This window comes from Pseudooceanicola sp. NS-SX9 (genome assembly GCF_057380705.1).
In genome coordinates, this window is record NZ_JBXXRN010000004.1 from 74,251 (window position 1) to 88,488 (window position 14,238).

Genomic DNA, 14,238 nt, shown 5'->3' on the forward strand with positions numbered 1-14,238 from the left:
CGTTCCCCCGCTTTCCTCCGGCCGGACCGATCCGCGCCGGATCCTTTTGCATGTCTGACAGGAGCCCCCATGCGTTTCGTGCACTTCATCCACGTCGCCGCCCCCGCCCCGATCCCCGAGGCGGCCTTTGCCGCCACCCGCAGCCTGCTGGCCGGGATCGCGGGCCTGCGGCGCGGTCTGCTTTATGCGCCCTCCGAGGCGCGCGACCTCTACCATGACGACGGGCCATCGCCGGCGATGGCGATCCAGCTTTACTACGACGATATCGAAACCGCCGAAGCCGCCATGGCGGCGGGAGGGGCGCTGCAGATGTTGCGCACCCTGCTGGGCGAGGTCGAGGTCGAACATCAGCTGATGGCGGTGCGGCCCTATCCGCTGGCGGATGCCACCTACGACACCCCCGAAGGCGAACGCCCCTGCGCCTACCTGGTCCATTACGCGGGCCATCCGCAGGACTACAACGCCTGGATCAGCCACTACCTGGATCACCATCCGCAAATCATGCACCGCTTCCCCCGCATCCGCGAGGTCGAGGTCTATACCCGGGCCGACTGGCGCGATGCGCTCGACTGGACGCGGGTGCAGCATGTCCAGCGCAACCGCCTGATCTTCGACAGCCGCGACGCGCTGGAGGCCGCGCTGCAATCCCCCGTCCGCCACGAGATGCGCGCCGATTTCCAGCAGTTCCCGCCCTATGAAGGCGCCGTCTTCCACTTCCCGATGCTGATGCAGGAGGTCCTCGGCTAAGGAAACGTTGCGCCACCCTGCCTTTGCACGGGCGGGCAGGGTGGTATAGTCCGCGCATGGAAATTGCGGAACGGCCCATGCAGTCAGACGAACTTGTGCCCAAAGGCAACGGCTTCAACGGTCAGGACTGGCCGTTCTACTGGGTGGTTCAGGCCTCGGCCAGCTACATGCAGGCGATGGAGACGCGGCTGAAGACCGTCGGTATGGATGTGGCCTACTGGCGTGTGCTGATGTCGCTGGGCGAGGGCGCGGCGCTGTCGATTTCCGAGATTTCAGGCTATTGCATCATCAAGCCCAATACCGCGACGAAGATCGTGCAGCGGATGGCGGGCGATGGGCTGGTGGCGACGCGGCCGCGCGAAACCGACGGCCGCGTGACCGAGGTGACGCTGACCGAGGCGGGCGAGGCGCTGTGCCATCAGGCCCGCGATGTCGCCACCGAGGTCTTCCGGCAGGCCTTTGACGGCTTCACCCGCGAAGAGCGGATGATGCTGAATCTGCTGCTGGAAAAGCTGGTGGGCAAGCTGCGCTAGACCTTCAGGGGATGGCATGCCCTTCCGAACCAAATGAGTGTTTCCGCGGCGCCGTTTTGGAGGTCCATGGCGCGGACCTGGCAGAAGATGACGGTGTGGGATCCGACCTCGGCGGTTTCGGTGATCTCGCAGTCGAAGGCGACGGGGGCATCGTCGAGGACCGGGGCGCCGGTGGCCAGCGTCTTCCAGCGGGCGGCGGCAAAGCGGGCGTCCATCTCGCCCTTGGCGAAGGCTGTCGACAGGGGCTGGTGGCGCTCGGCCAGCAGGTTCACCGCGATGCGGCCATTTTCCAGGAAAGCGCCATGCGCGCGCGCCGCGCGGTTGACGCAGACCAGCAGCGTCGGCGGCTGGTCGGTGACCGAACTGACCGCCGAAGCCGTCATTCCGAAGCGCCCGGCGGGCCCGTCGGTGGTCAGCACCGTGATTGCGGCGCCAAGGCGCGCCATGCCTTCGCGGAAGGTGGCGATGTCGGGGGAAAGATCCTGGGTCATGGTCACAGGTCCAGCACCAGTTTTGCGGAACAGGCACGCGAGCAGCACAGGCACATCTCGGTGTTGTCGGCCTTTTCTTCGTCAGTCAGGAAGTGGTCTCGGTGATCGGGGGTGCCCTCCAGCACGTCGGTCACGCAGGTGCCGCAGATGCCTTCCTCGCATTTGACCTCGATCTTGATACCCTCGCGGGCCAGGGCCGCGACGATGGTTTCCTCGGGGGCGACCGTCACCGTGACGCCGGATTGCGCGCATTCGACCTGGAAGCTGGCGCCGGTCACGTCGACCTCGGCCGAGAAGTATTCGCGGTGCACATTCGCGCCCGTATGGCCCATGGCGGTGGCGGCGGCGATGAAGTGCTCCATAAAGCCCTCGGGGCCGCAGATGTAAAGATGGGTGCCGGCGGCCGGGGCGGGCAGCAGCGCCGCCGGGTCCAGGCTGCGGACGCCGTGGTGCAGATGCACGTGACCGGCGAAGGGCGGCTTGTCCAGCAGATCGGTGAAGGCGGTGCAGTCGGGCGCGCGGGTGCAATAGTGCAGCTCCCAGTCGGCGCCGGAGGCCGACAGCTCATGCGCCATGGCCAGCATCGGCGTGACCCCCACGCCGCCGCCCAGCAGCACGGTTTTCGCCGCCGGAACAAGGGCAAAGTGGTTGCGCGGGCCGGTGATCTGCACCTTGTCGCCAACCTTCAGCCGGGCATGCAGCGCCTCGGATCCGCCGCGCGAGGCCGGGTCCTTCAGGATCCCCAGCTGCCAGGCGGACCGGTCGGCGGGATCGCCCGCCAGGGAATATTGCCGCCACAGCGCGTCGGTGCCGGGCACCAGGATGTCGATATGGGCACCGGCGGTGACGGCGGGCAGGGGCGCGCCCGTGGGGTCGGCCAGGGTCAGCTGCAGGATGTCGCCGCGGTCGTCCCGGCGCGCGCTGACGGTGAGAGAGAGAGGGGTCTCGGTCATCTTGGTCCTTCGCGCCCGGAGGGCGCAATTTTCGGGCGCGCCGGAGGCGCAATGTTCGGGCGCGCCGGGGGCGCGGTGTTTGGGCACGCCGGGAGGGCGCAAGTGTCAGCTGCCTCCGAAGCGACGCGTGGGTCGGACCGCCGGAGGCGCCCTGGGTCGTCACACCCGCAGGGGGCAGGGCGGGCAGGGTCGTCACGCCCGCGGGACGGGGCCGAGGCATTCGCCCCCGTATGGATCCCTTCAGCGCATGTAGAGGCCGCCGTTGTAATCCCAGCAGGCGCCGTTGACGAAGGCCGCGGCGGGCGAGGCCAGCATCGCCACCATCTGCCCGACAAAGCCCGGATCGCCCAGCCGCCCGACGGGGATGTTCTTCAGCATCTGCGGCATGTTCTCGCCCACCAGCGCATGCACCATCGGGCTGTCGAGCGGCCCGGGAGAGAGGCAGTTGCAGGTGATGCCGTATTGCGCCAGATCGCGGGCAAAGACCTTGGTCAGGGTCATGATGGCGCCTTTCGAGGCCGCGTAATGCGCCCCCGTGGTGGTGCCGCCGTTCTGGCCGGCAAGGCTGGCCATGTTGATGATCCGCCCGTAGCCCCGTTCGATGAAGTGGCGGGCAAAGATCTGGCTGCCGGCAAAGACGCCGCCCGCATTGATCCCCATGACGGCGTTGAAATCCGCCGGATCGATCTGCATCAGCGGCTGGGCGCGGGTGACGGCGGCATTGTTGACCAGCACCTCGACCGAGCCCCAGCGATCCACGACCTTGTCCAGAACCTCCTGGAAATCCGAAGGTTTCGACACGTCGAGCGTCGCCGTCAGCGCCAGTTCGGACGCCAGGTCCAGCTCTTCGGCCAGGCGGTAGGTGGCATCGCTGTCGATGTCGGTCAGGATGACCCGGAAGCCCGCGCCATGCAGCGCGCGGGCGATCTCGGCCCCGACGCCGTTGCCGGCGCCGGTGATCACGGCCGTCTGGGTCTGCAGCGGAAGCGGCGCGGCCATCAGAACAGGTAGCTGATCGAGGTCAGCATCCCATCGGCATTGAGCAGCCGCACCACCTTGCCGGCGATCTTCAGCCCGTCTTCGGTGGCCACCAGATCATGGGTGACATTGGCGGCAAACAGGCGCTGGCGGCCGAACTTGTCCTCGACCACGTGCATGGCGTGGCGCAGGGTGATGCGGCCCGGCGCCTGGTCGGTGATCACGAAGCGCGACAGGGTGCGGATGCATTGCGCGGGCGGCGCGGCCGAGATCGAAAAGCCCCCCGACAGGCGTGCCGCGCGCATCTTCCGCATCTCGGCATTGTCGTAGACGATGTTGAGGGAATTGGCGAAATCCTCGGTCTGCACGTCGGTGGGGATGACGTACATGCCGTCCTCGGTCCACAGCGGCAGCCAGGCCTGGTAGTCGTGGCGATCCAGGATGTCGGCCTCGGCCCACAGGAACTGTACCGCCTGGTCCAGGGTGATCTCGGTATCGGTCATGACGTCCTTCATGCCATCATCTCCTTCCACTTGGCATAGGCCGCGCGCATCCCGGTCTCGGCCGAGATATCGCCCACGGGCAGGCCGTTCTTGCTGTCCTTTTCCAGGCCCAGGCCGCGGTGGACCATGACGTCCAGATCGCCGCCGCCGGCCGAGCCGCGCTGCACGCGTTCCCAGACCTCGGCATCATCGGGGCTGCCAAAGCCCATCGGGCCCTGGAAATGCTCGTGCAGGCGCATCCGCATCTGGTTGGCCTCGGCCGGGCCGCCGTCCATGCCGAGGGCGACGTGGCGGATCTCGGTCTCGGTGACGGAGACGGGGCGCAGCACGCGGAAGAACGACAGCGAGCAGCCGACATTGGGGAAGAGGTTCAGGTTGAAGCCGCAGCCGCCGACCGCGCGGACGATCTTGCGCACCTGCGCGTCGTCATAGCCCTGGGCCGCGATGCTTTCGGCCAGATCCCTGAAGCGTTCGGGGATCGGCGCATCAAGATTTTCATCCAGATCAATCAGTTCCGGCATCATCACCATGACCGAATGGCCATTGCCCAGATCCTCGACATAGCCGTCGTCGTCATCCATGAAGGAGAACGTCTCGTTCGCCTCGCCATCGAGGGACTGCAGGAAGGACTTGTGGACGATCGGGAAGTGGTAGGCGTCGGTGGTGTTTTCCAGCTGGATCTTCCAGTTCATCGGCACCTTGAACTGATGCTCGCCCAGCACCTTCACCGGGAAGCCGCCGCCCTGTTTCATGAACAGCTCGATCCAGGGTTTCGCGTTGCCCAGGAAGTCTTCCAGCGGTTCGACGTCGAAGTTGAACGAGGCAAAGATCATGCCGCAGAAGATGCCGACCTTCAGGGGTTTCAGGCCCATCTGGGACTTGTCGAACTCGCCCGAGTAGCCCTCGGGGTAGGGGATGGCGCGCAGGCTGCCATCAAGCGCATAGCCCCAGCCGTGGTAGGGGCACTGGAAGGACGAGGTCTTGCCCTTCTTCACCTCGCAGACGGTGGCGGCGCGGTGGCGGCAGCGGTTGACGAAGACGTGGACCTCGCCCTTGCGGTCGCGCGAGATGATGACGGGCTGCTGGCCCACCCAGGAGAGCTTGAAGTTGCCCTTGCCGGGGACCTCGCTTTCGTGGCCGACCCAGACCCAGGTCGACTGGAAGATCTTCGTCATCTCCTCGTCGAAGATCGCCGGATCCTCATAAAGCGGCGTCGCAACGCGGTCGCCCTTCGCAAGATCGCTGTAATCGGGGGCGGGCCCGGTCGGAAAGGTTTCTAGGGGCATGGCTGGCGGTCCCTGGTGTGAAAGGGTTGGCGGGCGCTGGCGGCGAGGGCCGCGGCGCGCTTGGTAAACTATGTGAAAGTTACGGTATGCTCGTGGCCGAGGCTAGAGGTGTCAGGGACTTCCCTGCGAAAATATGCGGCGGGAACTGAGGAATTTATATAAATCAAATAAAATCAATTAGATGAATGAGATTAAATTTTCATCAATCCGTTTCCGCCTTCGCGCCTTGAAGGGAGTTTTGCTGATTTTTGGGCCTCTTCGAGGTGAATTTTGGAAATTAGAATCAGTGAAAAGGAAGATAAAATCTGGGCGGGCTACCTGACCCCCGAACGGGCTGACCCTCGTGCTTGATGCGGGATGGGGCGCGGCCCTTCTGGGTGTAATATTTTAATCCTAAAGATACATGTCCCAGAAAATAAGGGAAACTTCCCCTGCATCTGTTTTTGGCTGGAAGGGCCTTGCGCCTTTGGTCTGGCGTCGAGATGCGGGATGGATCACCTGTCCAGAAGGCGGCGTTTGCCCCCTTCCGCAGTGATCGGGCCGCGAGAGAATCTGGGTATATCACATAAATTCCCTGCATCCGCACTATGCACGGGATCTTTTCGCTGGAAATGGTCGCGCTTCGGTGGGGCGTAAGAAATATTCCAGATCCGCTTTTTTCACAGGTTTCCGCCTGAAATTCGGGCAGTCCACCGCAGAGAGGAAGTTGCCAGAGGGATTTCCTTTGTGCATGTTTATTTCACGTCTAAACATTAATTCAGTTGTCCCCGAAGAAAGCCGGTCCCGTCGCGGGCAGGTCCAGGACTGGAACCGGTTCCGGCAACCCAGCCACATGACAGAGAGGAAATGCCAGATGTCCAAGCTAACCGCCCTCCGCGGGCTCGCGGCCGCCGCGGCGTTCGGCCTGATGGGCGCCGCCGCCCATGCCGAGGACGTGATCCGCGCCGTCACCTTCGTGCCCGCCCAGGTGTCCTTCGCACAGAACTTCCAGAAATTCGTCGATCTGGTGAACGAGCGCGGCAAGGGTGTCGTGCAGATCCAGGTCATCGGTGGCCCCGAGGCCGTGCCGAATGACCGTCTGGGCGATGCGCAGAAGTCGGGCATCGTCGACATGATGCTGGCGCCTGCCGGTCTCTATCTGAACATGGTCCCCGAGGGCGAGGCCTTTGCCGGCTCCGACCTGAACCCGATGGAGCTGCGCGCGGCCGGCGGCATCGACCTGATCAACAAGGTCTATGCCGAGAAGGGCAACGCGATCGTGCTGGCCCACGTGGACGGCGGCGCCCCGTTCAACATCTGGACCACCGACAAGCCCAAGTTCGACGCCAACGGCAATCTGTCGATGGAGGGGCTGCGTCTGCGGTCCTCGCCGCTTTACCGTTCGTTCTTTGAAAAGCTGGGCGCGACGCTGGTCGTGCAACCCGCCTCCGAAGTCTATACCTCGCTTGAACGCGGCGTCGTCAACGGCACCGGCTATCCGGTCACCGGCCTGCGCGACTACGGCTGGGACAAGTTCCTGAAATACAAGATCGAACCGGGCTTCTTCCAGACCGACGTGCTGATCTCGATGAACCTCGACAGCTGGAACAAGCTGTCGCCCGAGGCCAAGAAGATCGTCCAGCAGGCCGCCATCGACCACGAGAAATCCTCGTACGAGGCCAATATCGCCCTCACCAAATCCGAGGACAAGGCGCTGGCCGACGAAGGCATCCAGACGATCGAGCTGAAGGGCGACCAGGCCAACTTCTTCCTGAAGACCGCCTATGACATCGCATGGGAGCGCCTGAAAAGCCGCGACGCCACCCATTACGAGGAACTCCGCAAGGTGTTCTTCCAGCCGATCGAGTGATCCGGCCCCGGGGCCTGGCCATCCTGGCCGGGCCCTTTCCCAGATGCCGCGCCCTGCTGCGGCCGCTCCGGTCAACGCCCCTGATGCCGGGAACCCCCCATGACTATCATTCTTTCCGCCCTGGACGGACTTTCCAGGCTGCTCTTCGTGCTGGCGGCGCTGATGGTGTTCGCCATCGTCTGTCTGGTCAGCTATGACGTCTTCTCGCGCAACCTCGGTCTGCCGACGTTGTCCTGGGCCGTCAGCTCGGTCGAATATGCGATGCTGCACATCACCTTCCTGACCCTGCCCTGGCTGGTGCGCACCCGCGGCCATGTCTGCGTCGAGATCGCCCTGACCTACATGTCGCCCAATGTCCGCAAGATGTGGGAGGTCTTCCTGCACATCCTGTCGGCCCTCATCTGCTTCTACCTGGCCTATCGCTGCTGGCTGATGTTCCTGGGCGCGCTGCATTCGGGCGATTACGAGGTCCGCTCGTTCGATGCGCCGATGTGGATGGTCTATTCCACCCTGCCGGTGGGCTTCCTGCTGGGCGGCCTGCAATTCCTGTCCTTCCCGCTGCGCGGGCAAAGCTTCTTCGGCGGCAAGCCCGAAGACAGCGCCGGTTTCTGAGAGAGAGGTAACGCATCATGATGGACTGGACCCTCTCTACCCTGATCCTGATCGGCGGGCTGATCCTGTCGATGGGGATCGGCCTGCCGGTGGCGCTTGGCTTTTTCCTGATCAACGTCGTCGGCGTCTTCCTGTTCATGGGTGGCTCGCGCGGGATCGACCAGATGATCGCCAATGCCACCACGGCGGTCTCGACCTATTCGCTGGCGCCGGTGCCTTTGTTCCTGATCATGGGGGCGCTGTTCTTCCATTCCGGCCTGGCGCGGCGCGTGCTGGACGCGATCGACGTGCTGATCGGCCGCCTGCCGGCCCGGCTGAGCTACCTGACCGTGACCACCGGCACCGTCTTTGCGGCGCTGTCGGGGTCTTCGCTGGCCAATACCGGCATGCTGGGCAGCCTGATGGTGCCCGAGATGATGAAGCGCGGCTACAAGCGCCACATGGCGCTTGGGCCGATCCTGGGGTCGGGCGGGCTTGCGGTGATCATCCCGCCCTCGACGCTGGCGGTGCTGTTCGGTTCGCTGGCGCGGATCGACATTGGCGGTCTGCTGGTCGCGGGGCTGCTGCCGGGGGCGGTTCTGGCCTGCCTTTACGCGGTGCTGATCTTCATCCAGTCCAAGGTCGACAAGGATGCCGCGCCCTCTTACGAGGTGACGCCGCTGCCGCTGATGACCCGGCTGGGGATCTTCGGCCGCGACGTGATGCCGATGCTGGTGATCATCATTGCGGTGGTGGGTTCGATCCTGACGGGCTTTGCGACACCGACGGAAAGCGGCGCGCTCGGGATCATTGCGGTGGTGGTGCTGGCGCTGTGCTTCAAGGCGCTGACCTGGGATTCGGTGATGAAGGCCTTCAACGAGGCCGCGCGGGTTTCGGGGATGACGTTCCTGCTGATCACGGCGTCGTCGACCTTCGCGCAGCTGCTGGCGTTCTCGGGGGCGTCGTCGGGGATGGTCCGCTGGGCCACCAGCATGCAGATGAACGGCACCGAGACGCTGATCGTCATGATGCTGATCCTGCTGGTGCTGGGCATGTTCATGGACCAGGTGTCGATGATGCTGATCACCCTGCCGATCTTCGTGCCGCTGGCGACGGGGCACCATTTCGACATGATCTGGTGGGGCCTGATCATGCTGCTGATGCTCGAGGTCAGCTTCACCACCCCGCCCTTCGGCCTGCTGCTGTTCGTCATGCAGGGCGTGGCGCCTGAGGGCACGACGCTGCCGCAGGTGGCGCGCGCCGCGATGCCCTATATCGCCTGCGTCTTCGTGCTGATCTTCCTGCTGATCCTGATGCCGGGCCTGGCGACCTGGATCCCATCGCTGATCGCGCGCGGCTAGCGGGCCGGATTTCGCCGATCCGACAGGGCCTCCGCCTTTGGGTGGGGGCCTTTTTGATTCGGGATTTCGAATGTTGCGCAGGGGCCAGTAAAGGATGCGTATTGCTGCAAATCGTGATCAATAATGGTCACTAAATAAGCTTTATTTACCTCAGATGATCATCTGTTAAGCGTCTTTTCGCAGGGGCGCGGAGGGTGCCCCTTCCGGTCACTGCAAGAAGGAGAGCACATGACCCTTGGCGTCTGGATCAGCCTGATCGTCTATTTCATCGCGATGCTGGGGATCGGCATCTATGCCTATCTGAAATCCAACACCGCATCCGAGGACTACCTGCTGGGCGGGCGCAACCTGCCGCCGGCGGTGGCGGCGTTGTCGGCCGGGGCCTCGGACATGAGCGGCTGGCTGCTGCTGGGCCTGCCGGGGGCGCTGTATCTGTCGGGGCTGGGCCAGGCCTGGATCGGCATCGGCCTGTTCGTCGGCGCGCTGGTCAACTGGATCATCGTCGCCCCCCGCCTGCGCGAGCAGACCGAGCGTTACGACAATGCCCTGACCATCCCCGCCTTCCTGGCGAACCGCTTTCCGACTGCGGCAACGGCGCTGAGGCTGGTCTCGGCGATCATCATCGTGGTGTTCTTCGCGGTCTACACGGCCTCGGGGCTGGTGGCGGGCGGCAAGCTGTTCACCAGCGTCTTCGATGGCGGCTACATGACCGGCGTCTGGGTGACGCTGGGCGTGGTGCTGGCCTATACGGTCATCGGCGGCTTTCTGGCGGTCAGCCTGACCGATTTCGTGCAGGGCTGCATCATGATGCTGGCGCTGGTGATCATGCCGCTGGTGGTGCTGTATTCGGGCAAGGGGCATGGGCTGGGGCAGGCGGCGCAGACGCTGTCGCAGGCCGATCCGCATTTCCTGTCGCTGACCCATGGGCTGACGCTGGTGGGCTTCCTGTCGGCGGTGACCTGGGGCCTGGGCTATTTCGGCCAGCCGCATATCATCGTGCGCTTCATGGCGATCCGCGACGTGCGCTCGGTCGGGACGGCGCGCAACATCGGCATGGGCTGGATGGCCGTGTCGCTGATCGGCGCCGTAGGCGTCGGCATCTTCGGCCGCGCCTATGCGATCCGCAACGGCCTGGAGGTGCATGATGCGGAAACCATCTTCATCGTGCTGGCGGACCTGCTGTTCCATCCGCTGGTGACGGGTTTCCTGTTCGCGGCGCTGCTGGCGGCGGTGATGTCGACGGTCTCCAGCCAGCTGCTGGTCGCCTCCTCCTCGCTGACCGAGGATTTCTACCGCCTGTTCCTGCGCAAGAGCGCCTCGGAAGCCGAGGTGGTGCGCATTGGCCGGCTGGCGGTGGTGCTGGTGGGGGTGATCGCGGCGATCATCGCGGGCAATCCCGACAGCAACGTGCTGGGGCTGGTGTCGAATGCCTGGGCGGGCTTTGGCGCGGCCTTCGGGCCGCTGATCATCCTGGCGCTGACCTGGCCGCGGATGACCGGCAGCGGCGCTGTCGCGGGGCTGATCACCGGCGCCGTGGTGGTGATCGGCTGGATCAGCCTGGGGCTGAACGCCAGCTTCCTGGGCGGCCCGGGCCTGTACGAGATCATCCCCGGCTTCATCGCCTCGTTCATCGCCATCCTGGTGGTCAGCCTGATGACCCCGGAACATGGCGAATACCGCGCAAGGTAAGCGCGGCATAAACGGCAACGAAGGGGGGGCGGCATGTTCGGATGCCGCCCCGTTTTCATCTGCGCCCGGTCCTGCCATCGGAGCGCCCCCGGAACCCCGCCCGGTCCTGCCATCGGAGCGCCCCTGGAACCCCGTCCGATCCTGCCGGGCGGGGAAAACGCCCGTGGGGGCCGTGATCGGGTGCCTAAAGGCGGATGCCGTAGCGGCTGATCTTGTCGTTCAGCGTCCGCCGCGCCATGCCAAGGGCCCTGGCCGCGCGTTCGGTATTGCCGCGGCAGCGTTCCAGGGTGCTCAGGATTTCCCGCGCCTCGAAGGCGGCCACGCGGTCCGCCAGGCTGTCGTCGGCAATTGCGGCGACGGGCGCCTCGGGCAGGTCCAGCCCCAGGGCAAAGCGCTCGGCCTGGGCCTTCAGTTCGCGCACGTTGCCGGGCCAGGGGCGGCGCAGCAGCTGCTGTTTCAGCGCATAGTCGATCTGTGGCAGCGGCCGGCCATAGCGCGCCGCCGCCAGGCCCGCGTAATGGCCGAACAGCAGCACGATATCCTCGCCCAGGGCGCGCAGCGGCTCGACCGAGACCTCGGCCCCCGCCAGCCGCCAGAACAGATCGGCCCGGAAGGACCCATCCAGCGTCAGCGGTTTCAGATCCGTCTTCGAGGTCGCGATGATCCGCAGGTCGAGCGGCCGCAGCCGGTTTTCCCCCAGCCGTTCCACCGCGCGTTCCTGCAGCGCGCGCAGCAGCTTGGGCTGGATGGAGGCGGGCATGGCCTCGACCTCGTCCAGCATCAGGGTGCCGCCCGATGCGGCCTCCAGCTTGCCGGGCTTGTCCTGGGCGCCGGGGAAGGCGCCGGCGACATGGCCGAAGATCTCGATCTCGAACAGGCTTTCGGGCAGGGCGGCGCAGTTCAGCGCCACGAAGGGGCCTGACGCGCGGGGGCTGGCGGCGTGCAGGGCGCGGGCGACCAGTTCCTTGCCGGTGCCGGTTTCGCCTGTGATCACGATGTCCAGATCGGTGGCGGCCAGCGCCTGGATGCGGGCGCGCAGCGCGGTCATGGCGGCGGACTGGCCCAGCAGGCCGCCCTCGTCCCGGGCGGTGATGCGGTCCTGCAGGCGGCCCAGTTCGGTGCGGGTGGCGCGGGCGCGCAGGGCGCGCTCGATCACCATCATCAGATGCATCCCGTCATAGGGCTTTTCCAGGAAATCCTCGGCGCCCGCGCGCATCGCCGCCACCGCCTGCGGCAGATCCCCATGGCCTGAGATCAGGATCACCGGACAATCGGGATCGCGCGCCCGGGCGGCCTCCAGCAGCGCCTGGCCATCCATCCCGGGCATCCTGAGGTCGGTGACGATCAGCGCCGGGCGCTCGGTCGCGGCCATCGCGGCCAGCCCGTCCGGGAAGCCCTGCGCGGCATGGCCCGCCGCCTCGATCAGATCGCAGAGCGCCTCGCGGTGGTCGCGGTCATCCTCGACGACATGGATCAGGGTGCTCATTCGGCGGCCTCCGTCTGGGTCTTCAGGCGGGGCAGGGTGACGCGGACCTCGGCACCGCCCTGCGCCCGGGTGCGGATGCGCATCCGCCCGCCGAATTGCTGGACCACCTCCGAGGAGATCGCAAGGCCCAGCCCCATCCCCTCGGCGCCGATCTTGGTGGAAAAGAACGGCTCGGTGATGCGCGGCAGCAGGTCTTCGGGGATGCCGGGGCCGTTGTCGGTGACGATCAGGTGCAGCGCGTGGGCGTCGCCCTCGAGGGTCAGCGTGACCTCTCCGGTGTCGGGATCGACGGCATCGATGGCGTTGTGCAGCAGGTTGATCAGCACCTGTTCCAGCCGTACCTGACCCGCCCGCACCACCGCATCGCCCTGCGCCACCAGCCGCGGCTGCAACCCCTTGCGGTCGGCCCGCGGCTGCACCAGCTGCAGCGCCGAGCGCGCCACCGGCAGCACCGACACCGGTTGCAGCGGCGCCACCTCCTGCCGCGAGAAGTTCTTGAGGTGTTTCGTCATCCGCTGCATCCGCCTGATCAGCCCGCGCGCCGATTGCAGCCGCGCGGCGGTCTTTTCCGGCGCGCCCGACAGGCTGAATTCGGCCGCCGTCAGCGTCGCCTCCATCGCCGCCAGGGGCTGGCTGACCTCGTGCACGATGGCGGCTGACATGCGCCCGAGCGCCGCCATCTTTTCCGATTGCACAAGGGTCGCCTGGGTGGCGCGCAGATCGGCCTCGGCGCGGGTGCGGGCCTCGATCTCGCGTTTCAGGGCGGCGGTGCGTTCGGTGACCTTGCGCTCCATCACCTCGCTCTGGCGCAGGCGCAGGGCGATCAGGCGGCGGCGGTGGCGGCGCATGTCCGCAAGGCCCAGGGCCAGCCCCCCCGCCAGCAGCACCAGCGCAAAGGTCAGCCCGGCGCCGGCGCGCGCAGGCCACAGGGGGGCTGCGGCCAGCAGCTGCCAGCCGTCTTCGAACGCAGGGCCCTGCAGGGTGGTGGCGCGGCCCTCGGCGGGAATGGCGATGCTGTCATCAGGGCCCAGCAGCGGCGTCGTGTAGGGCAGCGGCGATCCGGCATAAAGCCTCGAGGCCGCCAGCTGCGCCTTCACCTGCGCATCCAGCGGATGCAGTGGGCGATAGCGCCAGTCCGGCAGGCCCGCCAGAAAGACCACGCCATCGGCATCGACCAGCGCGACATGCTGGCCGGCCTCGGTCCAGGCGCGTTCCAGCGGCCGCAGGTCGATCTTGACCACCATCACGCCCAGCGGCTGCCCCCCCGCCCCGTCGATCCGGGCCGAGATGAAATAGCCCGGCTCGCCGGTGGTGATGCCCACCGCATAGACGCCGCCCTGACCCCGCGCCATGGCATCGCGGAAATAGGGGCGGAAGGCGTAATTGTGGCCGACATAGCTGTCGGGATCCTGCCAGTTCGACGAGGCGATGGTGACGCCCTTCGTGTTCAGCAGGTACAGCCGGTCCGATCCGGCATGGGTGGTGATGGTCTGCAGATAGCGGTTGGCGGCCTCGACCGTGGCGGGATCGGCGGGGCGGGCCAGCACGGCGCGCACGCGGGCGTCCTCTCCGGCGACGCGGGGCAGGTAGCGAAAGCGGCCGATCTCGGTCTGGATGGCGCGGTGGGTCAGCAGCTGGGTCTGGGCCAGGCGCTCGCGCAGGGTGCCAAGGCCCACCTGCCAGGCGATGGCGCCCGCCAGCAGCGCACACAGCGTCACCATCACCAGCCGGGCCCGCCAGGCAGGTCGCATCCGGCGCAGCAACGAGCGGC

General features: G+C 66.2%; 13 protein-coding genes. 6 read left to right on the forward strand and 7 right to left on the reverse strand.

Features of this window, described 5'->3' with window-relative positions:
* Nucleotides 1–69 precede the first annotated feature (69 nt).
* Entirely contained in the window at nt 70–747 is a 678-nt protein-coding gene (locus tag AC2ITM_RS20290) for a hypothetical protein (protein ID WP_486470234.1), read from the forward strand.
* A gap of 77 nt (nt 748–824) precedes the next feature.
* A complete protein-coding gene (locus AC2ITM_RS20295) occupies nt 825–1,280 on the forward strand; it encodes a MarR family winged helix-turn-helix transcriptional regulator (RefSeq protein WP_486470235.1) in 456 nt (151 codons plus the stop codon).
* Here the strand turns inward: AC2ITM_RS20295 and AC2ITM_RS20300 are convergent.
* The 5 genes from AC2ITM_RS20300 to AC2ITM_RS20320 all read right to left on the reverse strand — a co-directional run bounded on the left by AC2ITM_RS20300 (nt 1,277) and on the right by AC2ITM_RS20320 (nt 5,491).
* Complete coding sequence (locus AC2ITM_RS20300) at nt 1,277–1,771, reverse strand: flavin reductase family protein (protein WP_486470236.1); 495 nt, start codon at nt 1,769–1,771, stop codon at nt 1,277–1,279. The two genes, AC2ITM_RS20295 and AC2ITM_RS20300, sit on opposite strands and share 4 nt — an antisense overlap.
* A gap of 2 nt (nt 1,772–1,773) precedes the next feature.
* Nucleotides 1,774–2,724, reverse strand: coding sequence for a PDR/VanB family oxidoreductase (locus AC2ITM_RS20305; RefSeq protein ID WP_486468978.1), 951 nt, complete (start codon nt 2,722–2,724; stop codon nt 1,774–1,776).
* Between the two features lie 240 nt (nt 2,725–2,964).
* A complete protein-coding gene (locus AC2ITM_RS20310) occupies nt 2,965–3,723 on the reverse strand; it encodes an SDR family NAD(P)-dependent oxidoreductase (RefSeq protein WP_486468979.1) in 759 nt (252 codons plus the stop codon).
* The gene (locus AC2ITM_RS20315) at nt 3,723–4,217 is read right to left on the reverse strand and encodes an aromatic-ring-hydroxylating dioxygenase subunit beta (protein ID WP_486468980.1); all 495 of its coding nucleotides are present in this window, start codon (nt 4,215–4,217) and stop codon (nt 3,723–3,725) included. The genes AC2ITM_RS20310 and AC2ITM_RS20315 overlap by 1 nt, the downstream gene beginning before the upstream one ends.
* The gene (locus AC2ITM_RS20320; RefSeq protein ID WP_486468981.1) at nt 4,214–5,491 is read right to left on the reverse strand and encodes an aromatic ring-hydroxylating oxygenase subunit alpha; all 1,278 of its coding nucleotides are present in this window, start codon (nt 5,489–5,491) and stop codon (nt 4,214–4,216) included. The genes AC2ITM_RS20315 and AC2ITM_RS20320 overlap by 4 nt, the downstream gene beginning before the upstream one ends.
* A gap of 853 nt (nt 5,492–6,344) precedes the next feature.
* Here AC2ITM_RS20320 and dctP point away from each other — a divergent pair.
* The 4 genes from dctP to putP all read left to right on the forward strand — a co-directional run bounded on the left by dctP (nt 6,345) and on the right by putP (nt 10,981).
* Nucleotides 6,345–7,340 (forward strand): TRAP transporter substrate-binding protein DctP, encoded by a 996-nt coding sequence (gene dctP, locus AC2ITM_RS20325; RefSeq protein WP_486470237.1) that lies wholly within the window; start codon nt 6,345–6,347, stop codon nt 7,338–7,340.
* A 99-nt stretch (nt 7,341–7,439) separates the two neighbouring features.
* Nucleotides 7,440–7,952, forward strand: coding sequence for a TRAP transporter small permease (locus AC2ITM_RS20330; protein WP_486470238.1), 513 nt, complete (start codon nt 7,440–7,442; stop codon nt 7,950–7,952).
* Between the two features lie 17 nt (nt 7,953–7,969).
* Nucleotides 7,970–9,292 carry a TRAP transporter large permease gene (locus AC2ITM_RS20335; protein ID WP_486470239.1) on the forward strand — a complete coding sequence of 441 codons (1,323 nt, stop codon included), beginning with the start codon at nt 7,970–7,972 and terminating at the stop codon, nt 9,290–9,292.
* 228 nt (nt 9,293–9,520) lie between these two features.
* The gene (putP, locus tag AC2ITM_RS20340) at nt 9,521–10,981 is read left to right on the forward strand and encodes a sodium/proline symporter PutP (RefSeq protein WP_486470240.1); all 1,461 of its coding nucleotides are present in this window, start codon (nt 9,521–9,523) and stop codon (nt 10,979–10,981) included.
* A gap of 184 nt (nt 10,982–11,165) precedes the next feature.
* Here putP and AC2ITM_RS20345 read toward each other — a convergent pair whose 3' ends face one another.
* Nucleotides 11,166–12,467 (reverse strand): sigma-54-dependent transcriptional regulator, encoded by a 1,302-nt coding sequence (locus tag AC2ITM_RS20345; RefSeq protein ID WP_486470241.1) that lies wholly within the window; start codon nt 12,465–12,467, stop codon nt 11,166–11,168.
* Nucleotides 12,464–14,218, reverse strand: a complete 1,755-nt coding sequence (locus tag AC2ITM_RS20350; RefSeq protein ID WP_486470242.1) for a sensor histidine kinase — start codon at nt 14,216–14,218, stop codon at nt 12,464–12,466. Before AC2ITM_RS20350 ends, AC2ITM_RS20345 begins: the two co-directional genes overlap by 4 nt.
* Nucleotides 14,219–14,238: the final 20 nt, after the last annotated feature.